This window comes from Curtobacterium sp. ISL-83, assembly GCF_018613895.1.
Taxonomy (GTDB): domain Bacteria; phylum Actinomycetota; class Actinomycetes; order Actinomycetales; family Microbacteriaceae; genus Curtobacterium.
The window spans coordinates 17776-42712 of record NZ_JAGGPH010000006.1 but is presented as its reverse complement, the minus strand read 5'-3'; the positions used below and the strand labels follow the sequence as shown (position 1 = coordinate 42712).

Annotated in this window: 22 protein-coding genes; 8 read left to right on the top strand and 14 right to left on the bottom strand. The window is 66.1% G+C overall.

What is annotated here, in order from left to right:
* Positions 1-110: 110 nt before the first annotated feature.
* Positions 111-1112: a LacI family DNA-binding transcriptional regulator gene (locus J7E22_RS04020; RefSeq protein WP_214979191.1), complete on the bottom strand. Its 1002-nt coding sequence runs from the start codon at positions 1110-1112 to the stop codon at positions 111-113.
* Between the two features lie 158 nt (positions 1113-1270).
* Between J7E22_RS04020 and J7E22_RS04015 the strand changes: the two genes are divergently transcribed.
* The 3 genes from J7E22_RS04015 (at position 1271) to J7E22_RS04005 (ending at position 6019) form a co-directional block, all read left to right on the top strand.
* Positions 1271-2539 carry an MFS transporter gene (locus J7E22_RS04015; RefSeq protein WP_214979189.1) on the top strand — a complete coding sequence of 423 codons (1269 nt, stop codon included), beginning with the start codon at positions 1271-1273 and terminating at the stop codon, positions 2537-2539.
* 203 nt (positions 2540-2742) lie between these two features.
* Positions 2743-5205 carry a glycoside hydrolase family 78 protein gene (locus J7E22_RS04010; RefSeq protein WP_251008710.1) on the top strand — a complete coding sequence of 821 codons (2463 nt, stop codon included), beginning with the start codon at positions 2743-2745 and terminating at the stop codon, positions 5203-5205.
* Entirely contained in the window at positions 5165-6019 is an 855-nt protein-coding gene (locus tag J7E22_RS04005) for an alpha/beta hydrolase (RefSeq protein ID WP_214979187.1), read from the top strand. The genes J7E22_RS04010 and J7E22_RS04005 overlap by 41 nt, the downstream gene beginning before the upstream one ends.
* Positions 6020-6334: 315 nt before the next feature.
* Here J7E22_RS04005 and J7E22_RS17845 read toward each other — a convergent pair whose 3' ends face one another.
* Positions 6335-6907 carry a TetR/AcrR family transcriptional regulator gene (locus tag J7E22_RS17845; RefSeq protein ID WP_214979185.1) on the bottom strand — a complete coding sequence of 191 codons (573 nt, stop codon included), beginning with the start codon at positions 6905-6907 and terminating at the stop codon, positions 6335-6337.
* A gap of 105 nt (positions 6908-7012) precedes the next feature.
* On the opposite strand from J7E22_RS17845, the gene J7E22_RS03995 reads away from it, so the two are divergent.
* Positions 7013-8488 carry an MFS transporter gene (locus tag J7E22_RS03995; protein ID WP_214979182.1) on the top strand — a complete coding sequence of 492 codons (1476 nt, stop codon included), beginning with the start codon at positions 7013-7015 and terminating at the stop codon, positions 8486-8488.
* A 130-nt stretch (positions 8489-8618) separates the two neighbouring features.
* On the opposite strand, the gene J7E22_RS03990 is transcribed toward J7E22_RS03995, so the two are convergent.
* From J7E22_RS03990 to J7E22_RS03965, 6 genes are all read right to left on the bottom strand, one after another.
* On the bottom strand, positions 8619-9287 hold the full coding sequence (locus tag J7E22_RS03990; protein ID WP_374193251.1) for a hypothetical protein: 669 nt from the start codon (positions 9285-9287) through the stop codon (positions 8619-8621).
* Positions 9262-10326, bottom strand: coding sequence for a LacI family DNA-binding transcriptional regulator (locus J7E22_RS03985; RefSeq protein WP_308159144.1), 1065 nt, complete (start codon positions 10324-10326; stop codon positions 9262-9264). Before J7E22_RS03985 ends, J7E22_RS03990 begins: the two co-directional genes overlap by 26 nt.
* On the bottom strand, positions 10323-14141 hold the full coding sequence (locus tag J7E22_RS03980; RefSeq protein ID WP_308159143.1) for an alpha-galactosidase: 3819 nt from the start codon (positions 14139-14141) through the stop codon (positions 10323-10325). Before J7E22_RS03980 ends, J7E22_RS03985 begins: the two co-directional genes overlap by 4 nt.
* Positions 14142-14803: 662 nt before the next feature.
* Positions 14804-15667 (bottom strand): carbohydrate ABC transporter permease, encoded by an 864-nt coding sequence (locus J7E22_RS03975; RefSeq protein WP_308159142.1) that lies wholly within the window; start codon positions 15665-15667, stop codon positions 14804-14806.
* Positions 15664-16539 (bottom strand): sugar ABC transporter permease, encoded by an 876-nt coding sequence (locus tag J7E22_RS03970; RefSeq protein WP_308159141.1) that lies wholly within the window; start codon positions 16537-16539, stop codon positions 15664-15666. Before J7E22_RS03970 ends, J7E22_RS03975 begins: the two co-directional genes overlap by 4 nt.
* A 110-nt stretch (positions 16540-16649) precedes the next feature.
* Positions 16650-17972, bottom strand: a complete 1323-nt coding sequence (locus J7E22_RS03965; protein WP_214979176.1) for an ABC transporter substrate-binding protein — start codon at positions 17970-17972, stop codon at positions 16650-16652.
* Positions 17973-18180: 208 nt separating this feature from the next.
* Between J7E22_RS03965 and J7E22_RS18385 the strand changes: the two genes are divergently transcribed.
* Positions 18181-18621 (top strand): hypothetical protein, encoded by a 441-nt coding sequence (locus J7E22_RS18385; RefSeq protein ID WP_374193252.1) that lies wholly within the window; start codon positions 18181-18183, stop codon positions 18619-18621.
* 324 nt (positions 18622-18945) lie between these two features.
* On the opposite strand, the gene J7E22_RS03955 is transcribed toward J7E22_RS18385, so the two are convergent.
* Positions 18946-19317 (bottom strand): helix-turn-helix transcriptional regulator, encoded by a 372-nt coding sequence (locus J7E22_RS03955; RefSeq protein ID WP_214979171.1) that lies wholly within the window; start codon positions 19315-19317, stop codon positions 18946-18948.
* A 16-nt stretch (positions 19318-19333) separates the two neighbouring features.
* On the opposite strand from J7E22_RS03955, the gene J7E22_RS03950 reads away from it, so the two are divergent.
* Positions 19334-20167, top strand: a complete 834-nt coding sequence (locus J7E22_RS03950; protein ID WP_251008709.1) for a DUF2332 domain-containing protein — start codon at positions 19334-19336, stop codon at positions 20165-20167.
* A 69-nt stretch (positions 20168-20236) separates the two neighbouring features.
* Here the strand turns inward: J7E22_RS03950 and J7E22_RS03945 are convergent, their stop codons facing one another.
* Complete coding sequence (locus J7E22_RS03945; RefSeq protein WP_214979165.1) at positions 20237-20407, bottom strand: hypothetical protein; 171 nt, start codon at positions 20405-20407, stop codon at positions 20237-20239.
* A gap of 277 nt (positions 20408-20684) precedes the next feature.
* On the opposite strand from J7E22_RS03945, the gene J7E22_RS03940 reads away from it, so the two are divergent.
* A complete protein-coding gene (locus J7E22_RS03940; RefSeq protein ID WP_214979162.1) occupies positions 20685-20870 on the top strand; it encodes a hypothetical protein in 186 nt (61 codons plus the stop codon).
* Positions 20871-21780: 910 nt separating this feature from the next.
* Here the strand turns inward: J7E22_RS03940 and J7E22_RS03935 are convergent.
* The 4 genes from J7E22_RS03935 to J7E22_RS03920 all read right to left on the bottom strand — a co-directional run bounded on the left by J7E22_RS03935 (position 21781) and on the right by J7E22_RS03920 (position 24381).
* On the bottom strand, positions 21781-22041 hold the full coding sequence (locus J7E22_RS03935; protein WP_251008708.1) for a hypothetical protein: 261 nt from the start codon (positions 22039-22041) through the stop codon (positions 21781-21783).
* A 116-nt stretch (positions 22042-22157) separates the two neighbouring features.
* A complete protein-coding gene (locus J7E22_RS03930) occupies positions 22158-22478 on the bottom strand; it encodes a hypothetical protein (RefSeq protein WP_214979159.1) in 321 nt (106 codons plus the stop codon).
* Between the two features lie 1286 nt (positions 22479-23764).
* Entirely contained in the window at positions 23765-24070 is a 306-nt protein-coding gene (locus J7E22_RS03925) for a hypothetical protein (protein WP_214979156.1), read from the bottom strand.
* Entirely contained in the window at positions 24070-24381 is a 312-nt protein-coding gene (locus J7E22_RS03920) for an ATP-dependent DNA ligase (RefSeq protein WP_214979154.1), read from the bottom strand. Before J7E22_RS03920 ends, J7E22_RS03925 begins: the two co-directional genes overlap by 1 nt.
* Positions 24382-24477: 96 nt before the next feature.
* On the opposite strand from J7E22_RS03920, the gene J7E22_RS03915 reads away from it, so the two are divergent.
* Positions 24478-24810, top strand: coding sequence for a hypothetical protein (locus J7E22_RS03915; protein WP_214979151.1), 333 nt, complete (start codon positions 24478-24480; stop codon positions 24808-24810).
* Positions 24811-24937 lie beyond the last annotated feature (127 nt).

Genomic DNA, 24937 nt, shown 5'->3' with positions numbered 1-24937 from the left:
TGCCGCATCACCTCACGTCGCTCCTCGAGCAGACCAACGTCATTCCGGGGCCCAGCCATGCCACGCGTCGAGGTCACGGTCGGTGCCATGAATCGGTCATCTGCACCACTTCAGGTGCTCGACCTCTGAACAACCCATTCGGTCGCCAAAAGCTCGTCACCACGATAACTGACCCCGCGCGCGAGGTCCGTGATCCGAGTCGCTACCCGAGACATATGGCCGTCGATGTCGAACCGCACGCTCGACAACGGCGGATCGATGAGGGTGGAGACGGGGTCGTCATCGATGCCGACGATGAGGATGTCATCCGGGATGTGGAGCCCGAGGGCCCGTGCTTCGAAGATGGTCGCGATCGCGTGGAGGTCGTTGAAGGCGCAGATACCGAGCCGTCCGCCGCTTCGCGCCTGCAACGACGTTCGGAGCGGCTGTCGCTCCGACGGATGTAGCCCGTCGAGGAGGACGAGGTCCGGCGCTGGGACTCCGCTCTCGTCCGCGGCTGCACGAACACCTCGCAACCTATCGCTGCGAATCTCCAACTCGAGCAGTTCAGACGGGGCGACGATCAGGAGTCGTTCCGCACCCCGCGAAAGGAGGTGCTCGACCTGGGCGCGGCCGGCTGCGCCCTGGAAATCGTCGACAGGTATGCGGTCGCCGCTGCTGTGGAACCAAAGGTCGTAGAGCGGCACGCGGAGCGTGTCGACCTGCGCCCGCACGACATGCGGTAGGTCGTACATCGCGACGACCGCAGCAGGCGTCACGCTCCGCCACAAGAGCTCTGAGACCACACCATCAGGTGCAGCTTTGGTCAGAACGGTCGCGTAGCCGTGCATGCGCAGCGCATCGGTAAGTGCCGTGACGGCGCGGTCCATGATCGCGGAGGGCTGCCAGGACGGTGCGACGCAGAGGACCAAGCGGCTGGAGCCGGAACGCAGCAGGCGAGCGGCTGCCGACGGGGTGTACCCGAGCTCCCGAGCAGCGGCGAGGACGGCCTCGCGCGTCGCAGCGGAGATCGTCTGACCCGGAGAATCGTTCAGGACGAAACTCACCGTCGTGCGGGAGACACCAGCACGCTTCGCGACGTCCGCAGAGGTCGCTCGTGCACTCTCGGTCATCACGCAAGCATGCCAGACTCTCTTGCTGATTTCACTAACACGAGTTAGTGTTCACGAGACCCGCTCGGGGTGAAACGATTCAAAGGAGAATCATGATGATTGTCAGCACAGACGGGCCAACGATCCGACAGGCGTGGTGGATCACAGTGGTACTCGGGATGGCGTCGTACCTGGATGCTGCAGCGATCGCCGGCACCGGAACGGCCCTGGTCCTGTACCAGAAGCCGCTCGGTCTGTCGGGCGGGGACATCGGACTCCTGTCCGCGCTCCTGACCTTCTCGATCGCGATCGGCGCACTCGTCGGTGGCCGACTCGGCGACCGCTTCGGCCGCCGCCGCGTGTTCGCGCTGACCATGATCCTCTTCGCGCTCGGTGCTCTCCTTCTGACGCTCGCCCTAACCCCATCGTTCATCTACATCGGCCTGGTCGTACTCGGGCTGGCGTCCGGCGCGGACCTCCCGGTCTCGCTCTCCATGATCGGTGAAGCCGCCCCAGCAGCGCGGCGCGGGCAGATGATCGGTCTCTCCCACGGGCTCTGGGTCGTCGGCATCGTCGCAACCATCCTCATCGGCATTTCCTTCGGTGCGCTCGGTGAGACCGGCGCCCGCGTGATCTACGCGCACCTGCTCGTGGTCTCGATCCTGGTCCTGATCTTCCGGGCCGGCATTCCTGAGTCCGCGAAGTGGAAGCGCGCGGAGGACACCCGGACAGCGAGCATCGCCGTCGGTGGAGGCACAGACATCGGGGCGCTGAAGCAGCTGCTGTCATCACGGTTCATCGTCCCGGTCGTGGCGCTCGGTCTCTTCTTCGCGATCGCGAACATCAGCGCCAACACCAACGGGCAGTTTCAGACCTACGTCTACGTGAACGTCGCCGGACTCGACGTTCCCACCGCCTCCCTGTTCGGTCTGATCTCGATCGGCGTCGGGTTCGTGTCCCTGTTCATGTTCATGCGACTGGTCGACGGCGAACGCACGCGGCAGTTCATGCTCTGGGGCGCCGCACTCCTGGCGACCGTCGGGTTCCTCCTGCCCGCCGTCCTCGGCGTCCACGCCGGGACCATCATCACGAGCACGATCCTCTACTCCGTCGGCGGCGGGATCATCGGGGAACCCATGTACAAGGTCTGGAGCCAGGAGATCATCCCCGTCCTGTTCCGCAGCAGCGTGCAGGGTGTCACCATCGCGTTCACCCGGACGATCGCCGCGGTCGTCGCGCTCGTCACGCCCGCGATCATCGCCACCGGCGCGACAAACCTGTACTGGTTCCTAACCGGCACGACGGTTGTCGCTGCGGCCCTCGGGCTCTTCTGGCTTCCCCGATTCCGCCGTGCCGATGACGAAGCCGGGATCGACGAGACTGGCTCGGTCGCCATCCACGCAGCTCCGTCCACTTCGTCCGTCATCCCGGGAACGGCAACCAAATGACCGGCCCCGCACCGACCAAGAAGGACGACATGCCCCCCGACGTCACCGTCTCGACGCCTCGTTTCGAACACCACGAAAACAGTCGCCTGGGAATCGGCGAGACACACCCGCGCATTTCGTGGAAGATCGACACCACAGACCCGGCCTTCCGCCAATCCGCCGTCCGCATCGAGGTCACCCGTGGCCGTCCGGATCGTCCCGCAATGACGGCCGTGCACGAGGTCGAGACCGACGAGCAGGTCCTCCTCGCCTGGCCCGGAGAGCCGCTCCAATCCCGTGAGCGCGTCGCAGTGCGCGTGAGCGTCCGCTCCACCGCCGGTTGGAGTGAGTGGAGCGCCGCCGGAACAGTGGAAGCAGGGCTGCTCGATCCCGCTGACTGGTCTGCATCCTTCATCGGCCCAGTGGACAACGACGGTGCAGCGAACCGGCGACGTCCGAGCCGACTCAGGCGTGACTTCCACCTCCCCGTCGATGTCGTCAGCGCTCGGCTTTACCTGACCGGTCACGGACTCGTCGAGGCCGAGATCAACGGTGACCGCGTCGGGGATGAGGAACTCACACCAGGCTGGACGAGCTACCACCACCGACTCCGGTACGCCACGTTCGACGTCACCGAACACCTCCGCACCGGCGCGAACACGATCGGCATCTGGCTTGGCGACGGCTGGTGGCGGGGACACCTCGGCTTCGGCGGCGAAACAACCAACGTCTACGGGGACCGCCTCGCAGCGTTGGCGCAACTCGAGGTCACGACGACTGACGGCACAGCCGTCGTGATCGCAACCGACAAAGAATGGTCCGCCGGTCACGGGCCGATCCTCTCCAGCGGCCTGTACGACGGGGAATACTTCGACGCCCGCCTGCATGATCCTGACTGGTCAACGCCACACGGGGCAGGCGCGAAATGGGGGCCGGTACGGGCTGATCCGCTGGACGCGTCCGTCCTGGTAGCACCCACGGGTCCACCTGTGCGGTGCACGGAAGAGCTCCGCCCCGTGCAGATCATCGATCGCGGAAACGGGCGGTGGCTCGTCGACTTCGGTCAGAACCACGCAGGACGGTTGCGCGTCAGTGCGTCCGGTCCAGCCGGAGCGGAGATCCGCATCAGGCATGCTGAGGTCCTGGTCGATGGTGAACTCGCCGTCGAACCCCTGCGCGAGGCGGCTGCAACCGACGTACTGGTCCTCGACGGCACTCCCGTCACATGGGAGCCCCACTTCACCATCCACGGGTACCGCTGGGCTGAGATCGCAGGCTGGACCGGGCCACTCCGCGCGGACGACCTGGTATCCCGAGTGCTCCACTCAGACATGCAGCGGCGCGGCTGGTTCGAAACCTCGAACCCGTCAGTCAACCGGCTGCACGAGAACGTGGTCTGGAGCCTGCGGTCGAACTTCGTCGACATCCCGACCGATTGCCCCCAGCGCGACGAACGGCTCGGATGGACAGGGGACCTCCAGGTCTTCGCCCCGACGGCCGCATTCCTCTACGACGTGTCCGGACTGCTGACCTCATGGCTCCGCGACCTCGCCGTCGAGCAAGCGGAGACCGACTGGGTTCCCCCATGGGTCCCGTACTTCCCACTCGAACCGTTCATGAGCCTCCCCCACGACCCGTACGCAGTGTGGAGCGACGTGGCCGTTCTCACGCCAGACGTCCTCCACCAAAGGACAGGGGATGTGGGCGTCCTGCACGATCAGTACGAGAGCGCGAAAGCATTCCTGGCACACGTAGAACGTGCCGCGGGCGCCGACCGTGTCTGCCGCAACACGGAGCAACTCGGCGACTGGCTCGATCCCAACGCACCTCCCGAGAACCCGTTCGAGGCAACGACCGACAAGTTCCTGGTGGCCACCGCGTACTACGCCCACTCCGCACGCCGACTCGCCGCAATCGCTTCGACGCTCGGCGAGAAGGACGATGCTGCGCGTTACAACCAGTTGGCAGAGGAGGTGGCCGCAGCGTACGCAGGAGCATTCCTCCGCGACGGCGGTCGCGCCTCCGACGACACGCAGACCGCGTACGCACTCACGACCGTATTCGACCTGTGGCCCGACGACGCGAGCACCGCAGCAGGAACCGCACGTCTCGCGGAACTCGTGCGCTCCTCCAACGGACGCATCGCCACCGGCTTCGCCGGAACACCGGCCGTCGCCGACGCGCTCACGATCGGCGGACAGACGGACGCCGCATACCAACTCCTTCTGGCCGAGGAGTGCCCGTCCTGGCTTTACACCGTCCTCGCAGGAGGCACGACGATCTGGGAACGCTGGGACAGCCTTCGCCCGGACGGGACGTTGAATGCGAGCAGCATGACGTCGTTCAACCACTACGCGCTCGGCAGCGTCGCAGACTGGCTACACCGCACCGTCGCCGGCATCTCGCCGGCTGAGCCTGGATACCGTCGCATCCGCTTCCAGCCCCAGCCAGGCGGCGGCATCACATCGGCCCGCGCTGAGCACGAGACGCCGTACGGACGGGCGGCGATCGAGTGGAAACACGAGGGCGAGCGGCTGACCGTCTGCATCGCGGTGCCCGTCGGATCCCGCGCCGAAGTCCTGCTCCCCGGAACGGGTGCCCAGCACGTGGGACACGGGCGTTGGACGTTCAACGTCCGAATGCCCGATGGTCACGAGCGTCAGCAAGTGGAGGAGAACGATGCCTGAGTCGGGTACTCACGAGGTGCAGCAGGTCGAAGTCCCCGGGCCCCACGGACGCGTTCCGTTGCGATTGTACATCCCGAGCCAGCCAGCAAAGACCGCGCTCATGTGGGTCCACGGCGGGGCCTTCATCATGGGTGACCTCGACGTCCCAGAAGCGAACGCGGTCGGCCACTACCTCGCCCAGCACGGGGTCACCGTGGCCTCCGTCGACTACCGCCTCGCGAACGAGGGCGTGCACTTTCCCGTCCCGAGCGACGACGTGCTCGCCGCCTGGCGATGGATCACCGAGTCCCAGGACGCCCCTGCACGCGATGCAACGTGGCACATCGGTGGGGGCAGCGCGGGCGGAAACCTCGCGGCCTCAGTGACTCATCAGGTCCGCGACGGCTGCGCAACGGTGCTCCCGGCGTCTGCTTTGCTGCTCTACCCGGTACTGCACGACGCGGTACCAGCGCCGTCCCCGGCGCTCGCGCCGAAACTCGACCTCGTACCGGAGGAGTACCGGTTCACTGCCAACAAGACGCGTGAGTTGAACCTGAACTACGTCGGCGACAGCTCGCTACTTCAACACCCGTACGCTTTCCCGGCCAACGGCGATCTCGACGGCTTGCCCCCGACCCTGATCATCAACTCGGAGATCGACTACCTCCGACCCTCGGGTGAAGCATACGGCGCGGCCCTCGCGCTCGCGGGGAACACCGTCACAGTCCTGCATGAACCGGGCGCCCTCCACGGACACCTCAACGATTTCGACAGCGCCCCCGCCAAACGGACCGTCGAGCGGATGCTGCAGTGGTTGGGGGAAGCGACGGTCTGAGCCGGGCCAGGGAGCCTGAAAGGAAGAGTCGCCCGAACCTGTCGACCCGATCCCCGGAGCACCGGACGCCGAGCCCGGAGTCACCCGCCGTTGGGGCAACGCTCCGGCCCCGCACCGCAGGTGTCTGGGCTGGACCGGTTTGGGGCGCGCGGAGGTCTTGGTCTTGGTGGTCGAGAGGCCCCGCCGCCGAGCCGGGTACGGGTAGGTCGCTGGCAGACGTGAGCGGGCAGCCCGCCTTCACAACGTTGGCGAGGCGGCGGCGCCGTGAGCCGCCGTGCGCATGGTTCGTCCGTCCTGAGGCCTGTGATGGGCCGGTCAGCGTGGCAGAAGTAGCGCCCGAAGCGCCTCGGAGAGGGGTGCGGCGACTGCGGCATCGTCAGACGACGCGAGGGGCTCAACCCGTGTCGACGTGCGCAGGAGCGTCATCCCGAGCGCGACGGACAACGCGATCTCCGCTCGGACGAGACGAGCGTCGTCGATGACGGTGGCGGCGGGGTCGACGACCAGGGCGAGCCGTTCCGCGTAGTGCCGGAGCTGGTCGCGCCGGATCGCGTCGGCGCCCTCGTCCCCCGACGACCGCACCAGCAACATGAGCTGTATCGAGTCCTCGTCGGTGGGCGACAGGACGATGTGGCCGACGAGGGTGCTGATGGCCCGCTCGGCGTCGGCCTCTGGTTCGCGTTCCCGGTCAAGGTCACGGACCGCACGGTCGAGACAGGCGCGGAACAGCCCCTCCTTCGACACGAAGTACCGGTTGATCAGGGCGACGTTCACCCCGGCATCGGCGGCGATGTCCCGGACGGTCGTTGCACGGTAACCGTCGAAGGCGAACCTGCGCCGAGCAGCCTGCACGAGCAGCAGACGGGTGGCCTCGGCGTCCTTGCTCATGCACCGAGCGTACCGATGTGAACATCATGTAAGCAATTGTTGACATCCGCCGAGAAGTGCGTACCCTCGTCAAGTCAGCAACCGTTTACATGACGCAGGAGCACGATGACCGACGCCATGGCGAGTCCCCGCACCGGCTCGCACCCGACCGCCGGCGGCCGCCGCCCGAACAGCACGGCGATCATCATCTACCTGTCGCTCGGCGGGCTCTCGTTCGCTGTCCTGCAGTCGCTGGTCGCACCGGCGCTGTCCACGATCGGCAAGGACCTCGGTGCCTCGACCGCCAGCGCAAGCTGGGTCCTCACCGCATACCTGCTGTCCGCATCGGTGCTCACCCCGATCCTCGGCCGTCTCGGCGACATGATCGGCAAGCGCAAGGTGCTCATCGTCGTCCTGACGATCCTCCTCGTCGGCGCCGTGCTCGCAGCCCTCGCGCCGAACCTCGGCGTCCTCATCGTCGCCCGTGCCCTGCAGGGAGCAGCCGGCGCCGTGATGCCGCTCTCCATCGGCATCGTCCGCGACGAGCTCCCGAAGGAGAAGGTCAGCGTCACCATCGGGCTGCTCTCCGCGATCTTCGGCATCGGAGCCGGCGTCGGGATCGTCGCCGCCGGCCCGATCGTCGAGCACCTGTCGTGGCACTGGCTCTTCTGGCTGCCCGCCGTGCTGGTCGCGATCGCCCTGCTCGGTGCGATCTTCGGCATGCCCGAGTCCCCGGTCCGCAAGCCCGGCCGCCTCGACATGGCCGGGACCCTCGTGCTCGGCGTCTCCCTCGTGTCGATCCTCATCGCGATCAGCGAGGGCGAGTCATGGGGCTGGGGTGACGGCAAGACCATCGGTCTGCTGATCCTGGGCGCCGTCACACTCGTCGGGTTCGTGTTCGTCGAGCTCCGGGTCGCCGAACCGCTCATCGACGTGCGCCTGTTCGCCGTCCGCGGGGTGTGGACCGCCCACGTCGTCGCGCTCGTCTTCGGCTTCGCGATGTTCGGCACCTTCGTCCTCGTCCCGACCCTCCTGCAGCTGCCGACCGCCGTCGGATACGGGTTCGGCAAGGACGTCACGCAGGCCGGGCTGTTCCTCCTGCCGACCGTCGCGATGATGGTCGTCGCCGGGCCGGTCGCCGGCATCCTGGTGCGCAAGGTCGGCCCGAAGGTCCCGATGCTCATCGGCGGGTTCGCCATCGTGGCCGCGTTCCTGCTGCCCGCGATCGCGCACGGCGAGCTATGGCAGGTCGTCGTTTCCGGCCTCCTGACCGGCGTCGGAATCGGCATGGCACTGGCGGCCTGCTCGAACGCCATCATCGAAAGCGTCCCCGCCACTCAAACTGGCGAGGCCGTCAGCGCCAACACGGTCGTCCGGTCGATTGGTTCAAGCGTCGGAACGGCCGTCATCGCCGCGCTCATCACATCGAACAGCACCCCACGGGGCCTGCCGACCGACGACGCGTTCACGATCGGCTTCTGGGCCTGCACCGGCGTCGCAGTCCTCGCCGTCCTCGCTGCACTCGCCGCCCCATCGATCAGGGCGCGCCGAGCAGCAGCGTTGGCTCGCGGAGTCTCCGACTTGGACGGGGTCACGGAGTAGGTCCGGTAGGTCGGCGACGGAACCAGCGAGGCGAAGCGCGGCGAAAAGACGCATTTGACGCGTTGCAGTGATGCGGCCGCCGTGACCGGGGTCGCAGCGGCCGCTGCACCCTGCAGCAGCCGTGCTCCGATCAGGACGGGAAGGCTGGGAGCGGCGGAGGCCAAAAAAACAGAAGCGACCGTGAACGCACCGATAGTGACAAGCCAAGTTTGGCCGGCCTCGAACCGGCGAGACAAATCATCCACAGCGGCAACGTCGCCACCAGGGCGAGCAGGTAGCCGCGCGCAATGCACTGCGTAGCGGTGCGCGAGGCTGAAAGGTGGTCGGCGATGGTGTCGAGACCCACCTTCACGAGGGAGGGGTCCAGACCCCCCAGGAAAGCGCCGAGGATCAAGAGGATTGTGATTCGCCAGACGGACCCGGGAATTCGCCTGGGCGGAGCGCGTGGACGCTCCGGCATCATCGGGGCGGTCACCGGGCGACGTCTCGCGCCAGCCCAGCGGTGCAGTGCCACCGTCAACCCGGCGATGCCATCGTCGGGGTCGCTCGTGTCCGTCGCCCAGGCGATGATGCCGTCGGGGCGGATGAGCATGCCAGTAACCGTTCGGTAGGTGTCGGGGCAGTCCGCTTCGGATGTGACCTCGGTCACGCTAGCAACTCGCTCCGACCAGCCGGCTGCGGCGGCGGCGATAGCCCCACCGAGGCGATCGAGCAGGACTAAATGGCCGGTGTGGAAGTGGTCCGTGAGCCGCCCGCCACCCGAAAGCGGTGCATCACCGAGGAGGGCCGGCGCTTGCACGGACGACAAGTTCGGGGAGCGATGTCGAGAGTGTTACCTCCCGGTCTCCCTCGAGGAGCTTGGCCATGAGGCCGAATGCCCGCCGGCCCAGTCCGGGAAAATCCTGCGCCATCGTCGTGAGTCCTGGACGCCAGACGCCCGCCAACGGATGGTCGTCGAAACCGACCACGCTCACGTCTTCGGGCACCCGTGCTCCGCCGTCCGACAGACCCGCGATCAAGCCCATTGCGATCTCGTCGTTGCCGCAGAACACCGCGGTGACGTCCCTTCGAATTGCGAGCGCACGACCGATCCGGACCCCGGACGCGGCATCCCAGGTTGCCGAGATGACAGGAGGGACGATGGCGCCGGCCGCTTCGAGCGCATTCCGCCAGCCGATCGTCCTACCGTCTTCTTCTCGAGAGGGCGGAATTGCGACGTGGTGCACTGTCTCGTGTCCCAGATCCAGGAGATACCGAGTGACGTCCGTGCCCGCCTGGACCTCATCGAGGACAGCCTGCGACACGTCCGAGGCGACCTCCCCCGAGACCGCGACCACCGGCAAGTCGAGGGGAAGCGCTTCCAGCACCCGCACCCCGACTGGGTCGAACTTCAACACGATGACGCCGGCAAGCGGCTGTCCTAGTACGAGTCGGACAGCCTGCTCCGCCTCCTCTGCGGTGGGGCTCTCGACCACGGAGATAACGACGAAGTAGCCCGCTGCTCGTGCAGCGGTCTCGATCCCTTGAATCGTCGCGGAGTAGCCGAAGATGGAGGTCTCGGACGTCATCACCGCAATGAACTTCTGCTTCCCGCTCGCGAGCGCTCGAGCGGCACCGTTCGGACGGTAGCCGAGTTCCTCGATCGCTTCGAGCACACGCTGTCGCTTGTCCGGACTGACGGGGGCAGCGCCAGTGAGCACGCGTGAGACGGTCGGTACCGAAACTCCGGCGACCTTGGCGACGTCGCCGATGCTTGCTGGCTTCGCAAAGGACCGCGACATCGTGGGGTCAGCATACTGGCTGGGGTGGCCGATGGGACTCTCGCTGATGTCCGTCACGACCGGAGCACGAGCGGCTCGAGGGTGACCCGAGCTACCCGGACACCACTGCGTCCGGACGTTGCGAGGATCACGGGTCCTTCGTCACCCCGTTCGATCGTGAACGGGACGCTCACTTCCCGATACGTGTCCCATGAGTTGGTGAATCGACACGGTACTGCCACCGCGTCGCGTCCACCGACTCTTGCCTCGAGAATCGTGGTGATCACATCGGCGTTGTACAGGTGCCCGGTCATCCTCGAGGCGTTGGAGTATTCGACCGTCAGCAGGAATTCACCCCCCGCGTTGCCGTCTAGCGTCAGTTCCACCTCTCTGCCGTCATCCCAGCGCTCCACCGGCGGGTCGAACGACCAGCTCTGAACCTCGACCGGCGGCGCTTCGGACACGGCGACCGCCTGGACGACGGCGCGACCGGACGCGGTGACACGAATGACGCTGACACCGAGTGGCAAGGTGAGCGTAATAGGCGCGCCCGTCTCCGACACGGCGCGACCGTCGATGGTGACTGCGACATCGCCCTGCCCCTCCACGTTCACCACGTGAGCACCGCGGCGACGCGTCGCGACGAAGAACGTCGCGCTACCGCGTCCCAGTTCGACAGCCGCAATGCCCGTGGGGGTCTCGACGGCATCGAAGCGGAGCGCTGCCCCTCCGGCGAGTCGTGCGTCGACTGCGTCGTAGCGGGTCGTCTGGACCAGGGTGTGCTCCGTCACGATGAGTCGCTGCACCGCGATGTCATGGGTGGACTCGGATGCGACGAGAGCGGAGGCGCAGAGGCTGATGCGGTGCGGTCCCGCGGCGAGCAGAACAGGGATGTCCATTCGTCCCGCGTAGGTGCGGGAGAGCGTGGCGGGGAACTCGACCGGTCCCACCGTGACGCCGTCGATGACGAGCGACGCACCAGCCGGGCGACCTTCCGTTCCGTAGACGATGCCCAAGAGGTACTCGCCCGCCTTTGGCACCGTGACCGGGAACTCCACGGAGCTCCACGGGTGGGGCAACGCTGCAACGGACACGCGGCCGGCCGCCGCGTACTCCTGCGGATCGTCCCCGTGCCGGCGCATCTCGGCACCGACCACCTCGGCCTCCGATACGTCGGCATGCAGCGCCCACGGCGGAGCCGGAACGGGGACACCACCGGCGTTGGGCGTGATCACGACGAGGAACGCTGCTTGCGGGTCGCCGCCCGGGAGGTTCACGACCAGCGCGTCGTCGTCCGTCACGGCGACAACGCGGTCGTCAAGGACGACGGGGGCTTGCGCGTCACCCTCGTAGCCGGACCAGGTCACTTGAGAGATCCGGAGGCGGACGTCCTTGTGTCCGGATGGAAGCTCCGCGACACGTAGGGCGATAGCGTCGGCGGTACCTCCGACGATCACTCGGAGCACGGCACCGTCACGGGCGGCGATGGCGCGCACGCTGTCCCGCACGCCCGCGTGCTGCGTCGCGACGCCCACGGTCTGCCCGGTGAGGCTGGCGTACCAGTGGAGAAGCCACCAGCCCCCGTTCGCTTGGTTGATCCCAACCGCATGGTCATCGAGGTTGCCCGCCATTGTCCAGTACGCCAGGTCTGCGTCCACCTTCGTGTCCTCGAAGAGGGCGAGCCACTGGATCAACTGGCCCGGGTTGGACATGTCTCGCCGATTGCCGTACTCGTCGATGTTGATGGGCAGGGGGTTCAGACCTAGATGACGCTCGAGCGCCCGGTAGTGCGCGTAGTGGTTCGGGTAGCGCTCGAGCGAGGATGGCTGCAGCTCGTGCCAGCTCATCACGTCCGGCAGGACGTCGTGAGCCGCTGCGAAGGTCAAGAAATCGGTGACGCGATCCGGGTGGTAGCGCGATTCGTTCGGTCCTGCGATGCGTGCCGCCGGGTCCACAGATCGGATCGCTTGGTGAATGGTTACCCAGTCGGCGAGGAAACGGTCCCGACCAGCCGGGGACCAGTCGGCGTACCAGATCCAGTCTCCTTCATTGAACGGCACCCACACGAAGCGTGAACGGTCCGGCCGTTCCGCGGTCTGCGTCACGAGGTCGCGGACGAGAGTCGCGTACCCCTCGATCCCGATCTCTTCGTACGGCCACTGGCTGAGTGCGTCCTGCAGGTACACCACGACCTCGGCCCCGCCGGCTGCAAAGAACCCGTCCGCGAGTTCGGCCGCGTCACCTCCCGGATGCTGCGCCCCACCAGGAGCCTTCTGGGCGACGGTCCGCGGTCTGACACCAGCGACGAGAGCCGCGGACGGGACCCCGACGTCGCCGAGGCCGTAAAGCATGCCCGATGCGCCGCCGTGGACGGTACCGGTCACGGCTGTCGCATCGACCGTCACGGCGACTTGAGCCCGCGAGGTCGTGATCCTGATCGTGCGGGCGGCCACCTCAGGACCTGTGGAGGTCACGTGCAGGACGCCGGCGTCCGCGTCCCACCGGTACTCCCATGGCTCGAGCCGGGTGGGAAACACGGTGTCGACGAACACGGCCTGGCCGACGAGGTCGGGCAGGGGCACGGAGATCCTCGCGAGGGAGCCTGTCCGGCGCCAGAGAGTGAGGTATCGCTGGTCGCGGGTGCCGATCGCCAGCGCAACCCACGGTGCTGTCCACTGCTCGATGCCGAGCGGCCAGGACGCATGTCCCGCCGCCAGATCGTGCCGCAGTCGCTTGTGCGCGGCGACAGCCTCGGCGACCAGGGTCGTCTGACTCGTGCTCATGGTGTCGACGTGACCCGACAGGTAGAACCGTCCGAGGATCGCCGTGCACAGGGTGAAGGCGAGCGCCTCATCGTCCATGTTTGGTTGGGGGTAGGCCCAGTTCGCTGCTTGCTCGGGGAGCATCATGAGCGGAGCCGCAGCCGCGATCGGCGGGTACGCCTCCGGGTCCTGTTGGTCCGTCGTCGACTGCAACTGCAGCCGTGAGAGCATCGCCTGGTCCATCCGCATCGCGCCCGAACCACAATTCTCGAGCACCAGGTCTGGGTGGCGGTCCAGCACGGAGTCCAGCCAGGCGAGGTGCGCGCGGTTGTGGGCGAGCAGGCCGCTACCGGGGCTGACCGCGTCAATGTCCGTGCCGGCGCCGGGATTGATGTTGTAGTCGAGCTTGAAGTACCCGACACCCATGTCAGTGACGAGCCGGTCGATGACGGCGTTCAGGTGTGCGATCGCGGCAGGGTGTCGAAGGTCCAGGTGGTATCGGCCGTGCTCCACAACGCGTACACCGTTGCGGGACAAGAACGCGTCTGCGGGCAGCCGCTCCGCTGCCGGACTATCGACGCCGACCACCTCGGGCTCCAGCCACAGGCCTGGGATCATGTCCCGCTGGCGGATCCGCTCAACGACGGCCGCGAGGCCGCCCGGGAACCGTACCGTCGACGGGAGCCAGTCTCCGACGGAGTACCACCAGTCTCCGGAGTCGTCGTACCAGCCCGCGTCGATCATGAAGTACTGGGCGCCCGCTTCTGCCGCCGCGTCGATGAGCGGCAGCAGCTTCGCCGTCGTCGGATCACCCATCAGCGTGTTCATGTAGTCGTTGAAGACGACACCGAGTGCTGTGTTGTCCGGGTGCGTCCGGCGGGCCAGACGTCTGAAGTCGGTCAGCTCGGCGATCGCGTCCTCCAGGTCGTCGCCGGCAGCGACGGTCGCCGGTACGGTTGTGAAGTCCTCGCCGGGGTGGAGCACCGCCAGCCACTGGTGGTCTGCGTCCGTGGGTCCGGAGAGCGCGAGCGATGTCCCCTCGAGGTCTTCCCCGACCTCCCACCGCCAGCCGCCGTTGTGCTCGATCTGCCAGGCGAGGGCACCGCCATGGTCTGCGCGGGTCTGGAGCACGCCGGTGGGTAATACGCGTCCAGTGGACCACGTTCCTTCCGAGGCGAACGAGATGCTGCCGCGTGCGCCCGTCTGGTGTGCCGGGAGGCGGAGGTCTGGGAGTCCCGCAGCACGGAGGTCTCGGACTCGCCATCGGGATTCGCCGATCCAATCGCTCTCCGCCGAGGCGAGCCGGAGAGCGTCTGATGCCGTGACGGCCGTCGGACCGAGACCGACCCGCAACGCGAGAGCCGTCACGGCCTGCACGACGCGAGCTGGTCCGTCGCCAGTCGCGGTCAGCGTGACAGATGATCGGGCCGCCAAACCACTCTGTGGGATCTCGAGGTGGAGCACCGCGCGCAGGGGAGTGTCGCGGTTGACGTTGACCTCCTGAAGCGTCACGTTTAGCCGGGTCCATCCGTCGACATCGGCGGAGTGGTGCGAGACGTATCGAAGGTGGCTCGTGCTCTCCCCCAAGCTGAGGCGGGAGGACGAGGGCGCGTGTCCGGAATCGACTGTGAGCACCTCGATCACCGGCTGCCCGGGCGCGAGGTCCGCGGTGCGGCCCCGGGGCCCCCAACGGAGCACCCGAAGGGGCTCGTCGCCCTGTTCTAGGAGCACGATCTCGAGGTCGGCGTTTCCGGTTTCGATTCGCGTCTCTGTGGCGAGCGCTGAAATGACGGTCACTTGACAGCCCCCGCCGTGATGCCGGACACGATGCGCCGTTGCGCGACGATGAACACGACCAGCATGGGCAGGCTCATGAGGACGACGTAAGCGAAAATGAGGTTCCAGTTGTTCGTGTATTGCGATTGCGAAGCCACCTGGAACAGGTTCAGCGGCATCGTCGACGTCGAACCGCCACCGAGGACGAAGAACGCGTAGAACACCTCGTTCCAGACGGAAAGCGTGACGAGGATCGTCGCGGTAGCGATCACCGGCCCGAGGAGCGGCAGGATGATCTGCAGGTACACCTGGATCGGGCGTGCGCCGTCAATCCGAGCAGCCTCCTCGAGCTCAATGGGGATGTTCCTGATGAAGCCCGTCACGAAGAAGATGACCGTCGCCATAAACATGCCCATGTAGACGCCCACCATCCCGACGACCGTGCCCGCGATGCCCAGGTCCTTCAGCGTCAGCACGATCGTGATGACGGCCGGCGGGAGCACAATTCCCGAGATGCCGACCGAGTAGAGGAACGACATCGCCCTCGTGGCTCGGCGTGCGAGGACCCACGAAGCGGCGGTGCCGACGATCAATACGCCGACGACGGACGGCACGGTGACGAGCAGGCTGCCGATGAACCCTCCCCAGATGTCTCCCTCTGAGAACACCTGGGAGTAGTTCTGCACCAGGTTCCAGACGTGAGGCAGTGCCAGGTTCGGCGACTGCGACTCGCCGGTCGTTTTGAACGAGTTCACCAACACCATCCACATCGGAACGCCGATGACGACGAGGGTGACGATGACGACGGCGACTGGTCGGATCGAGGCGATGAATCGACGGCGGTTGGCACCGGGACGGATGCTGCTTCGGATGGTGGTCACAGGACTTCCTCCCGCTTTCGCAAGAACTTGATAACGGGGATGGCGAAGACGATGACGACGACGAACAGGATCAGGCTCATCGTGGTCGCTTGCGCGTAGAGGCCCTGGCCGAACGTGCGGTAGATGAAGATGTTGAGCACCTCCGTGGTCTGGGCTGGTCCGCCCTTCGTCGTCGCCTGGACCACGTCGAACCCGTTCATGGACCCGAGCAGCGCCGTTGCGACGTTGAAGGTGAGGGCCGGTGCCAGGAGCGGGAAGCGGATGCTCCGCAATGTCCGCCACCACCCTGCGCCGTCGATGCGGGCGGCCTCGAGCACGTCTTCGGACATGGTCTTGAACCCGGCGAGGTAGATGAGCATCGACAGGCCCTGGAACTTCCAAGCCTGAACGAGGGCGACCACGACGATGGTCCACGTCGTCGAACCCAACCACGGGATGTTCACCGCATGCCCGCTGAAGATGCCGAGGATCCCGTTAAGCGGCCCGTCCGGTTTGAGGATCGCCTGGAATATGTAGCCGACGGCGAGCGAGGACATGAGCACTGGAATGAAGAAGAGCACCCGGGCCGTGCGGTTGAGGCGCGTGTCCTTCTCCAGGAACAACGCGAGCACGAACCCGAAGAGGTTCTGGAACACCGCCACGAGGATCGCGTACACGACCGTGGTCCGGAGCGACACCAGCAACTGCCCGTCGGTGAACAGTGACGTGAAGTTACCCCAGCCGATCAGCCCGACACCGGAGTGGAAAGCGGACCAGTTGGTGAACGCGTAGACGAAGTTGAGGATCGTCGGCACGAAGAAGAACACCGCGAGGATCGCGAACGCCGGCACCAGGAACCAGGCCGGGTACGAGCGGGCGTTCGCGAGAGCCACAGCCCGGCGATTCTTGTCGTTACGCCTCTGCTGACGCGCCCGATCCGTGACGCCCTCGTCCTGCTCCGGACGCCTGAGCGATCGCTTCAGCGAGTTGCTGGTGACACTCATCAGAACCCCTTCGCGCCCTCGGCCTGAGCGAGCTGCGCGAACTGCTTCTGTGTGGTGGCGGCGACCTGTTCAGGGGACATGGTGCCCTGGATCATGTTCGCCAGGTTGATGTAAAGGTCGGGGTTCGCGATCGCCAGCGACTGCATGGAGCCAACGGACGAGCCGAGCGATTTTGAGATCTCGTTGGCGATCTCCGGAACGCCGTCAGGGCTCGGCACACCGGTCTCGATCGACGGGGTCCCAGCGGCCTTGATGAAGGATTTGTAGTCGGTGGTCATCCAGAAGTTGAGGAACTGACGGGAGGCGGCCTCACGCTTCGCGTCCCCGGTCTTGAACGCGACGACCGCGTTCGAGTTGTCCGGGATGTTCGTGCCGATGTTGCCCTTCGCCGAGATCGGGAACCATCCGAGCTTGTCGTCAATCTGCTTCGCAGACGCGGTCGTCTGCAACTGGCCCAGGTACGAGTTCACCTGCAGCACCATCGCCACCTTGCCGTTGAGCAGGGACGTTGCTTGATTCTCGAACGTGCCGGTCTTGATGTCGGAGTTGAAGTACCCCTGGTCGATGAGCTTCTTGTACTCGGTGATCGCGTTCATCATCGTCGGGCTCGTGAACTGCTGCTTGTTCGAGTTCACGTCCTTCCAGAACGCGGGTGCCTTCTCGGCGATCTGCGCCTGCGGCCACCACTGCGTGGGCCACTGGGTGGCGCCCGCCTCGTAGAACGGGGTACCCCCGCCGTCCTTGACCTTCTTGGCGTCCGCGACCATCCCCGCCCAGTCCTTGGGTGTCGTCTTGATGCCGTACTTGGCGAACTGCGCCTTGTTGTAGTACATGCCGATGACGCTCGGCGACGTGACGAGTGCGGCGTAGCGGGTGCCGCCGACGAAGCCCGTCAAGTCCCGAACGTCCTTATTGACCTTCGGCAGCCACGGCGCACCGTTCAGGCTCAGGAGATTCGTCGGTGCCTGCAGCGCCGTCAGCTCGCTTGTGGTCGGCTGCCAGGATGCCAGGTCCGGCTTGTCGCCCGTTGCGACCTTCGTGAGGAGGTTCTGTTCGTACGGGTCCGGGTAGGCGACGCGCTTGATCCTGGCGTGTGTCTTCTTCTCGAACGCCTTGATCACCTGGTCGATTGGACCACCGGCTACACCACCCCCGTAGGTGATGGTGACACCGGTCAGGTCCTTCGTTGGCGAGTTCCAGGTGGCTTCGCTCTTCGAGGAGCTGCCCGAGAGGCTTCCGCCTGAGGAGCATCCGGACAGGAGGACGGTGGCGCCGAGAGCGAGAGCGAGAGCGACGCTGGTCGCGAGGATGGATTTCGTCATTGAACTTTCCGTTGTCTGATGCGCGCGAAAACTGCGCGCCAAAGGCGTGCAGATGTCATCGCCGACCCCGGTGAGGGGCCGGGCGGCGGTGGCCGCGCCGGAGTGCGGCGTGGCGGGGCGTTCGGCTTGGTCACGGCGCAGCGGAGGAGCCGCTCAAGAGCGGGACCGTCACTGATACCTCATGACTTCTTCGTGATGAGTGAGCAGCATGCGCTGCTCGGCTGACCGGAGCGACCCGGTAAGAAAACGCTATCAGATAACGCTTTCAGCGCAAGGGGTTCATCACACGCACGCCAAGACGCCGCCGACGGGCGCGACGGGCCACTCCGACGCTGGGCTGAACTCAGTCGCGTGCCGGTGGTACCGAGGTTCAGTGGGCCGGGCGTCATCTTGCAACGCGGTCGACCCGCGCGCGACCGGCGGCGGATCGGCCCAAGACCACCGCGCCCGTTCGAATCAAGTCAGGAGGTCTTTTCGGCAGTGCGCACGGCGGAGGCGCGCACATCTCTTCGCAGCGCAGCTGGACGGGTTACTCACCGCCCTCACGCTCCGACAGGACGCAACGTTGCGATCAGTTCCACCGCAGACCTTGATCGCCTGGTACGGGCCGATGCTGCAACAGGCACTGACCGGCCCCGCGACAACGTGACACAGGCAAGTCGACGCAGCGAGAAGAACCTGAATCCCACGTCCCGCGTCCCGCGATGACACCGCCATCGATGAGCAGGTCGGTGCCCGCGACGATCATTGCGGCCGGGCCGAGGAAGAACGCAGCGACAGCGACGATGTCAGTGGGCATGCCGAGACGGCGAATGCCGGAGCGTCGATCATCCGCTGCATCAACCCACGTACGGCGCGCCAGTTCTGGCACCGTTCTGTGGCCCATTCCGTCCAGTAACCCAATCTGTCAACGGGACGGGACGGCCGCTCCAACCAGTTCGCGTGGATCTGATCCTCGAGGGGTGGGGTTGTGTCAGCGTCGGAGGGTTTGTTTCGGGTACTCGCCGAACTGGTTCAGGTACTCGTGGGAGAACCGTCCCATGTGGCCGAATCCCCACGTGGAGGCGACTTCCGCGACCGTCGTGACGTCCGGGTCGGCTTTGAGGAGGTCGGCGTGGACGTGCCGGAGGCGCACTTCTCGGAGGTAGTTCATCGGCGCCACGTTGAGTTCCCGTTGGAACGACTCTTGGAGGCTGCGGACGCTGATAGCTGCTGCGTGGGCGATGTCCGAGACGGTTAACGGTTCGGCTGCGTGTTGGTGGATGAACTCGACCGCTGCTCGCAGTCGCGCGTTCTTCCGGTTCCCGAACCCCTCGGGAAGCGGCTCACCTTGGAAGGCGCTCATCGCGCCACTGCCGGGGATGAAGAAGCAACCCAATCTGGTGTTCGCGGCCGCGCGGTTCCACGGCGCCCCCGACGGGACGTACGAGGAGTTCCGGCGCTGGCTGCTCGAGCACTGGGATCGTGTCGAGCCGACGATCATGACCCGCGCGACGCAGACGAACGAGGCCGCCCGATGCGCGGTCCTCCTACCGGTCCTCAGCCGACTCGACGGACCGCTGGCGCTCATCGAAGTCGGGGCCGCTGCGGGGCTCTGTCTGTACCCGGACCGCTACAGCTACCGGTACGAAACCGATGGGCGCACCATCGCCCTCGATCCCTCGGACGGACCGAGCACGGTCACCATTCCCTGTCAGATCGACGCTTCGAGCGTGCCGCACCGGTTGCCCGACGTCGTCTGGCGTGCCGGCGTCGACCTCAACCCCATAGCCCCCGATGACCCAGACAGCCGCGCCTGGCTTCGGACACTGGTCTGGCCCGAGCAGGAAGAACGCCGTCGACGGCTCGACGCAGCGCTGGCCCTCGCGGCAGCCGAGTCCGCGCACCTGATCGCGGGTGATCTCCTGGACTCCATCACTGACCTGGTCACTGCCGCGCCTGCTGGAGCCCACGTCATCGTGTTCCACAGCGCCGTGCTCGTCTACCTCGACAAGGCCAAACGTGAACGGTTCGCGGCTCTCATGCGGTCCCTGGAACACGTCACCTGGGTCAGCAACGAGGGAGAAGCGGTGTTGCCCCGAGTTGCCGAGCAGCTGCCTCGCTCATCCAGCGGGGGCACAGTCCTGGCGGTCAACGAGACTCCCGTCGCGTTCGTCGGCCCACACGGACAAAGCTACGAATCCCTCGCCCAGTAGAGGATCCCTTACCGGGAACACGGCGCTACCCGGTCTTCAGCGCATCGAGAGGGGGGGTCGCGTTAAACTTCAGGACATGAGGACCAGGACCGCAAGGACGAGCGCTACCGCGGAACTTGCGGTCCAGATCGTCACGACGGACAGCTTGCCGCCTGGGGTCGTGGGGCGACGGAGAATCCACGTCACCGAACAAGCTACCGAGACGAGTGCCGCGATCACGAGCAGCTCGAGCAGCTGCATCAGCAGCCCTCGAACGCGCCGATGGTTGAACCGAAGGCTGCACCGTTGACGGGCAACGGTATCGACACGATCGCGAAGACGATTGCGAAGGGAAGGAGAGCAGTCATCAGTAGCTTGACTCGCTACTGGCCGATTGGTGAACCATCACAGCGTGGAGCTTAGGGCTCCGACCGGCGCGCAGGACAACAATCAGTGAAACAAGCGGTTTCGCACCAAGCGAGCCGTCTCGTTAGCCGATCGTCTATCGGGACGCGCTTGTCCTCGCTACGGTCATCTCATGAACACGACCGGTCCGCAGTGGCACAGCGAAGCTGATGACCTCACGCCTGCCACTGCTGCTGCGTTCGATGCTGACGTGCCCGGTGTTCCCGTTGCCCCGGGTGGCGAGTTCTTCCCCAGCATTGAGGTGCCTCCGATGGTCGTCCATGCCGCGGCCGGCGACCTGGTCACCCTCGAGGTGTAGCGCTCGGGTCACGTGTCCCTGCGGCGGGACTGAGCCTTCGTGCTCAGGACCGCGAAGGCGGTCTGAAGGCCAGCCGTGTGCACCGGCGACGTTCCCAGTAGGGGATCGTCTACTGGGAGTTCCGGGTTACCGAACTCGTCGGTCGAGCATCATCGCCCCTGTATCGCCCAGACCACGAGACCAGAGCAGCCGATCGCCTAGCGAACGGATCTTCCCAGCGTCGGTTCGGGCGCACAGACTGTGAGCATGACGCGGCGGATACTGCTGGCAGCTTGCGGAGTAGCTGCACTGTCAATGTGCCTCACCTCGTGTGCACCCGTCGCTCCGACCGCGTGCGCGATGGCTTGGGTCTCCGACTCCGTCACGGTGCATGTCGTGGGCGACACCGCCGCGGTCGCTGACGTCGGGTATTGCGGAGGGCCCTTGGCTTGCCTTCCTCAGCGTTTGACCGTCATGAACGGTGACAGCAGCCCGAGCCCCGCACCAGCACATCACCAGGGCGATGACTGGGTGGTGCCGACACGCCACGGCGAACTGAGACGAGGCCGCGTCGCTGCGTACGACGACGCCGGGAGGACGCTCGCCGAGCGCGCCGCGCGACTGACCTGGAAGAACGACGGCACGGCGCAGTGCCCAGGGCCGTACAGCACCCGCGTCACGCTCCACGTGCCCAGCGCCCGATGAACGATCGGTCATCGGACGTTCCTTCGAGCGGCTCAACGGCGACGCAGCTTGGCGATGAGCACCATCTGCACGTGCGCGAGGAGCACATCCTCGACCTCGATCCGGGTGCGGCTCGCGCCGTAGTACAACGAACCCACTCAGAGTCTTTCCCTCCGCCTGCGCGCATGCTGACGCCCCGGTGCCGCTGCTGCGGTTTCCGATCACAACCGGTATGAAACCGGGCAGATCACATATCGAACAATCCGCCCCACGGCTCGTCGTCGCCGCCGGTGTCCCGAGGGTCGAACTGCACGGTCTCGACCGAGATCACCACTTCCGTGCGCGGCGAGACCAGGACACTCACCTCACGGTTACCCACCACCGTGAAGTGCACGAACCGGCCCGACGAGCTGATAGCTGCTTCGACGCTCCGCCGGAGGGCGTCCACGTCTTGATCCTGCGCGAGGAAGAAGCTTTGACCATTGATGGCCACCTCGGTCCGCACCATCGTTTGCATATCCGTCACACCCCCAACCTACGTCCGGGTCCTGAGGGTGTTCGGACGGCTCGGTTGCCGAAGCAGGGGCAGATCGATCCGCCCCATTCAGCGCGACCGCCGATAGCTCAACCGCGTCGGCGGAAGTCCTCGATGACGCTGGGAAGCTGCCCCGCTGTTGTCAGGACCGGGCGGCGCCGGTCTGGCTGGACGGGCCCCAGCACTCCGCAGTGCTCGAGGCGGGCAAGGAGCTGCTCGGCCACTTCTGCCGTCACCTCGGGCTGCGTAACGAACGCTGCAAGCGTTGCGACCCTCGTCGTCACGGCGAGCCGTGCCGCTTGAATGACGAGCTCGGTGTCCACGGTCTGCTGCGCGGTCGTTGGGTTTGGTGGCTGCGCAGTGGTGGCCTGGTTGCGCCGGAGCCCCCACCAGCGCGTGTTGTTGCTCATGCGTTGAGGCTACGAACAGGAGTGTCTCGACCGCGACCCACCTTCGGGCCAGCGTCCCGATACCGCGGTGCCAGGACGCGGTTATCGAAGAGCTGGTCGGCCGCGCAGCACTGGCCTCATCGAAGAAGTGATCTGCTCGTTCCTATGGCTGCGCTGGCGACGGCGACGGCGACCCGTGCGGCTTCCAGTGAAGCGCACTGGCAGCGGGTGCCGAGAGAAGACACCGCGATGGCGTGATACTGCCCGTTCTGGAAGACCACGACCCCGAGGAACGCTCCCACGTCGTCTACGGAAACAGTGCTGTCCAGGACTCGCCACAGGGACGGGACCACCGGATCGAGCCGTACCCTATCCGCGGTGATCTCGCTCAGTTCCGGTTGGGGCCGGGAGTCGGGAAGTTGACACACCATGCCTTCATCCCCTCCGAACCAGCGTGCGCATGCTCATCGGTCTACGCACGAACTCGTGAAGATGTTTTCCGCCGAGGGGAGGTCTTCCGCTGGCGCTGTGCTGTGGGGCTCTGCCATGAACGTGCAGAAGAAGCGCGTCTCTATTTGCTCAATGAACCCGAGCAAGAGTGCCGGGTCGTTGCGTTCACGGGCCGTGTCGATCACACGCCAGCAGCCGTCAGTGACCGGTTCGCATCGGACGTTGCCCGGGCGGACACCAACCAGGACGACCGGAATCTCGGTACGAGCGGCCGGAAGCTGGATCCTGTTCCGGGTACTCACGACAGACCGCCGATCAGGATCAGGGCGGTGTGGTCGCTTCCGCGGCGGTCCTGCCCTGGTCCACTCCTGGGGCGCCCGCAGTCCCGAACTGTCGGACCGACACTGCAGACGCCCGGGTCGTGGAACGGCGGACGTGGCCGCTGTTCGTGATGAATCCGGGCCAATCCCGACAGACCGCCGGGTTGCCGCTCGTGCCGGCTCACTGCTGGCCCGCCTGCACTTCAGTCGTGCTCATCGGTTGCCCCTTTGCTCCGGTCGTGTCACACCCTCCATGCAAGGGGGTGAGACAGAAACGGTACGGAGCGGACGTCCACCGAAAAAGGGGATTGACAAACCCCGCCATGAACGTCTAACCGTGAGCACCCGCCGACATGGGGCAAACGCGAGGGACGAAGCCACGGACGGCGAGCGACCGGGGAGGCAGGTACTTCCGGGCTGCTACAGCAGCGGCACCGGGCCACCTACCGCGTTGCCGATGCGCGCAGCCACAGCGATCTCAGCCATGAGGTTGGACGTGGTGATGCCGGGGATCGAGCAGGGGAGTCGCAGCAGTGCTCAGACTTCGAGGTGGCCGTCGTCGGTTGAGGCGGACCGGAACGCGTCTGGTTCGAGGAGGTACCGGGCGGCGGGATCATCGTCGTCGCCTTGCTCGTCGGGGTCCCGCTCGGTGACGATCGCCACTGGGGTGGCGGGTGAGATGAGTAGGAGCGCGGGGGTGGCGCGGCCCTCGCCGTGGTTCACCTGCAGCCACATGAACGGTTCGGCCTGCAACCCGGCGGTGATTTGCTCCTGAAGGGCCGCCGCGTCGGTGCTGGGAACGGTGTACTGGCTACCGCCGTAGGTAACGATGGTGCGTTTCATCAGACTCCTCCTGGGTCCGCGGGTTCCGGGACGATCCGGAGCCCGCCTGAGGATACGGCGGTCATGCTGAGGGCCTCCACCCATGCTCGGTTGATCGCTGGCACCCGGCCACCGGAGTACCGGAACACCAAGGGCAGGGACCGGTCGAGCCAGATCGCGGTGCGCCCGTCGCCGGCGTCCCGGTCATCCCGCCACGAGAACATGAAGGACTCACCTCGGCGCAGCTTCGTGGCAATCACGATCTGCAGATGCGTCAGCAACCGGTCGTCGAACTCCGCGGTGAACGTCGAGTCGTAGACGAGCTTGCCCATGACAGTGTCCTCTCGGTGGCCGCCGCAACCTCGCGTCGGACACCCCATGATCGCACCCGAGCCGCGCACCCAGGCGACTCCGATCACAGTGGGGCGATGCGCCGCATCCACTACGTCGACAGTTACGTCCTCACCGGAGACCGGACCTGCAAAGCCCTCCTCCGCTACGCGCGCGCCCTCGCACTCGCGAACCTCTCCGACATCGTGCAGATTCCCGTCATCACCGAAAGTGGCAGCCGGGCCTACGCGCACCTCCTGATCGGTCCCGCCAGCCAAATCTTCTCGACCCCGGTCCCCGACAGCCCCGACGAACCCCTCGACACCGACGTCATCGAGAAGCTCGAGGCGGCGACCCGGAAGCTGCAGCCCGCCCGTCCTGAGTGGCCTGACGAAATGACCAACGTCCCAGACTTCAGCTTCGACATCTGACCCAAGCGCGGTCACGACCAACGCGCTACATCCCGGCTAAGCGGGTGCGGCGAAACACAGCGCAGACCCCCGGTAACCCAGGTGCGCCGATAGCGCAAATGTGTCACCGGCGACGCCGCCCTGTCGT

Excerpts from the sequence above, each read along its gene's own strand:
- J7E22_RS03915 (WP_214979151.1), top strand. The coding sequence starts at position 24,478 with ATGCGCCGCATCCACTACGTCGACAGTTACGTCCTCACCGGAGACCGG.
- J7E22_RS03920 (WP_214979154.1), bottom strand. The coding sequence starts at position 24,381 with ATGGGCAAGCTCGTCTACGACTCGACGTTCACCGCGGAGTTCGACGAC.
- J7E22_RS03935 (WP_251008708.1), bottom strand. The coding sequence starts at position 22,041 with ATGGTGCGGACCGAGGTGGCCATCAATGGTCAAAGCTTCTTCCTCGCG.
- J7E22_RS03965 (WP_214979176.1), bottom strand. The coding sequence starts at position 17,972 with ATGACGAAATCCATCCTCGCGACCAGCGTCGCTCTCGCTCTCGCTCTC.
- J7E22_RS03950 (WP_251008709.1), top strand. The coding sequence starts at position 19,334 with ATGAAGAAGCAACCCAATCTGGTGTTCGCGGCCGCGCGGTTCCACGGC.
- J7E22_RS17845 (WP_214979185.1), bottom strand. The coding sequence starts at position 6,907 with ATGAGCAAGGACGCCGAGGCCACCCGTCTGCTGCTCGTGCAGGCTGCT.
- J7E22_RS03945 (WP_214979165.1), bottom strand. The coding sequence starts at position 20,407 with ATGCAGCTGCTCGAGCTGCTCGTGATCGCGGCACTCGTCTCGGTAGCT.
- J7E22_RS18385 (WP_374193252.1), top strand. The coding sequence starts at position 18,181 with ATGCGCTGCTCGGCTGACCGGAGCGACCCGGTAAGAAAACGCTATCAG.
- J7E22_RS04015 (WP_214979189.1), top strand. The coding sequence starts at position 1,271 with ATGGCGTCGTACCTGGATGCTGCAGCGATCGCCGGCACCGGAACGGCC.
- J7E22_RS04020 (WP_214979191.1), bottom strand. The coding sequence starts at position 1,112 with ATGACCGAGAGTGCACGAGCGACCTCTGCGGACGTCGCGAAGCGTGCT.
- J7E22_RS03940 (WP_214979162.1), top strand. The coding sequence starts at position 20,685 with ATGAACACGACCGGTCCGCAGTGGCACAGCGAAGCTGATGACCTCACG.
- J7E22_RS04005 (WP_214979187.1), top strand. The coding sequence starts at position 5,165 with ATGGTCACGAGCGTCAGCAAGTGGAGGAGAACGATGCCTGAGTCGGGT.
- J7E22_RS03995 (WP_214979182.1), top strand. The coding sequence starts at position 7,013 with ATGACCGACGCCATGGCGAGTCCCCGCACCGGCTCGCACCCGACCGCC.
- J7E22_RS03955 (WP_214979171.1), bottom strand. The coding sequence starts at position 19,317 with ATGAGCGCCTTCCAAGGTGAGCCGCTTCCCGAGGGGTTCGGGAACCGG.
- J7E22_RS04010 (WP_251008710.1), top strand. The coding sequence starts at position 2,743 with ATGACGGCCGTGCACGAGGTCGAGACCGACGAGCAGGTCCTCCTCGCC.
- J7E22_RS03930 (WP_214979159.1), bottom strand. The coding sequence starts at position 22,478 with ATGAGCAACAACACGCGCTGGTGGGGGCTCCGGCGCAACCAGGCCACC.
- J7E22_RS03925 (WP_214979156.1), bottom strand. The coding sequence starts at position 24,070 with ATGAAACGCACCATCGTTACCTACGGCGGTAGCCAGTACACCGTTCCC.